Genomic DNA, 2,143 nt, shown 5'->3' with positions numbered 1-2,143 from the left:
GTGCTGGATGTGCCGGCCCGGCCGGGAGAGTTGGCGACCAGGTCCGGAATGCCGGAATCCGGCGCTACCGGCGTTGATTCAGCCGGTCCGGTTGATGCCATCGGCGTCGGTCCGGCCGGCGGGTTAACCAAGTGGTAGCCGATGGTGGCGACACCCGCGCCCGCACACAACACCAGCACGGGCAGGAGCAGTCTGGACTTGCTCCGTTTCGATTGCGGCGGGCTGGTGCGCTTGTCGGCGACCATGGTTTTCATCCAGTCGTCATCCGCCTCGGGCGGGTTGCCGCGTCCTCCGTTTGGCCGGGTACGCATTCCTTCATCGCGGTTCGCGGCCCTGGCGCCGGTGCCCGGGCCAGCCCCGACCGCTGCGATCACCGCCGGATCGGCCGCGCCCCGTGCGGCCGGCAGCGTATGCGGACCGACGCCCTCCAGATTGAGGGCGCGGCGCATTTCATCAATCGATTGAATCCTGTGCTCGGGCCTGACGGCGAGCGCATGATCGATCACCTCGAGAAAGCCGTCACTGTATCGCCCCCTGCCGGCCTGGCGCGCCGGCAGCAAGTCGTCATGCATCACCCGCGATACGGCGGGCGAGGGCGCTTTTCCTGTCATGAGGTAATACACGACAGCAGCCAATGCATAGATGTCGGTCCATGCACCCTGTCGCAGGCCGGGAATGTCGGCATATTGTTCAATCGGCGCAAAACCGGGTTTGAGGATCACGGTCGGCCCTTGCGTGAGGTCGCCGATGACCCGGCGTGCCGCACCGAAGTCAAGCAGCACCGGCCTGCCGTCGTTGAGCAGAAGGATATTGTCCGGCGCGACATCGCGGTGATAGCACTGTTCCCGATGAATGGTTTCAAGCGCATCGAACAGGTTGGCCAGCAGCGCCCGTACCCATTCTTCATCCGGCTCGACATGCCGTTCCTTGAGCGCCTGCTTCAGTGTCATGCCGACGTAGTAGGGCATCACCATGTAGGCGGTGCCGTTTTCTTCCCAGAAGCGGTACACCTTGACCAGCGACGGGGAGTCGAACCGCGCAAGCAGCCGCGCTTCGTTGATGAAACTCTTCAGGCCGCTGACGAACGTGTCTTCGTAGTGGCGGGACCGCACCGTTACGTGCATGGCCCGGGTCCGTGATGCGAGTCCCGACGGCATGTATTCCTTGATGGCGACATTGCGGTCGAGCGAATGATCGTAGGCAAGATAGACGATGCCGAAACCACCTTCGCCAATCAGGTTGATGATCTCGAACTCACCCAGCCGGGTCCCGATCGGCAACGTATTCATGCCGACGTTTCCGCCCATGCCGGTGTGCATGCCCGATGGCTTGCGGCTGGTGCGCGCTACGGTTCTGTCGTTGTCGAAGTCCATGTCAGTGGGCCAATAAGGAAGTGGTTAGGGGAGTCACCAGCTTGCAGAACGTGTCCGCCTGAAGCGGTTCGGCTGCAAGTAGCAGCGGCTCCAGCGGGCCGGCGTCCGGTGCCCAGAACAGTGTGCTGCCATGCAGTTCGTCGAGCAGCGCCTGCGCACCCAGCCGCTTCATCAGCGCCGCTGGCGCCACGGTATGCAATGCTTTTACGGCAGGATCGACATGCATCGGCGCCAGGGCGGCCAATGCCCTCTCGAAGCCCGCGAGGTCGTCGGAGGCAAGTACATTCAGCACGAGCGTCTCGATTTCTTCAAGCCTGGCTTCCAGCAAAACGAAATCCAGCTGCAGGAACATGTCGGCCGGAACCGGAAAGGCCACCGTGAGCGGATACAGCCGCCCGACACGGTCAGCGCTGGGCAGAAACATACCGGTCCAGACGCTCGAAGCGCTTTCCGGAGAGGCATCGCCGGGAACGCGGCGCAGAAAGTACCAGACTGGAAAACAGAGGAAGGCATCTTTCCATTCCTCGCCCTGTTGCCGGGATGCGGCCGCCATGCCGGCCTGCAGCCATGTATCCCACGCTGGCACGAAGTGATCCGGCAGATTGCGTTGCACGAAGTCGCCTAAGGCAGGCAATTTTCCGAACCAGCCGACCGGGCCGCTGGCTAGAGCTGAGTTGGACATTTGAAGGCCTGTAATTCGGGCATGCGGAACGGATTGCGAACGCTGCTGGTGGTGACGTCAAAGGCGACCCGGCTGCCGCCGGCACTGA

General features: G+C 62.9%; 2 protein-coding genes. Both read right to left on the bottom strand.

Translation table 11 applies throughout. The features are described 5' to 3' along the window. Nucleotides 1-1,373: serine/threonine protein kinase (locus V7080_RS25255; protein ID WP_334191131.1), on the bottom strand; the 1,373-nt coding region annotated here is incomplete at its 3' end. A gap of 1 nt (nucleotide 1,374) precedes the next feature. Then, nucleotides 1,375-2,055 carry a type VI secretion system-associated protein TagF gene (tagF, locus tag V7080_RS25250; protein WP_334191130.1) on the bottom strand — a complete coding sequence of 227 codons (681 nt, stop codon included), beginning with the start codon at nucleotides 2,053-2,055 and terminating at the stop codon, nucleotides 1,375-1,377. Between the last annotated feature and the right edge of the window lie 88 nt (nucleotides 2,056-2,143).

The sequence above is a fragment of the Noviherbaspirillum sp. genome, assembly GCF_036846085.1.
Taxonomy (GTDB): Bacteria; Pseudomonadota; Gammaproteobacteria; order Burkholderiales; family Burkholderiaceae_D; genus Noviherbaspirillum.
This window is presented reverse-complemented; position numbering and strand designations above follow the sequence as displayed.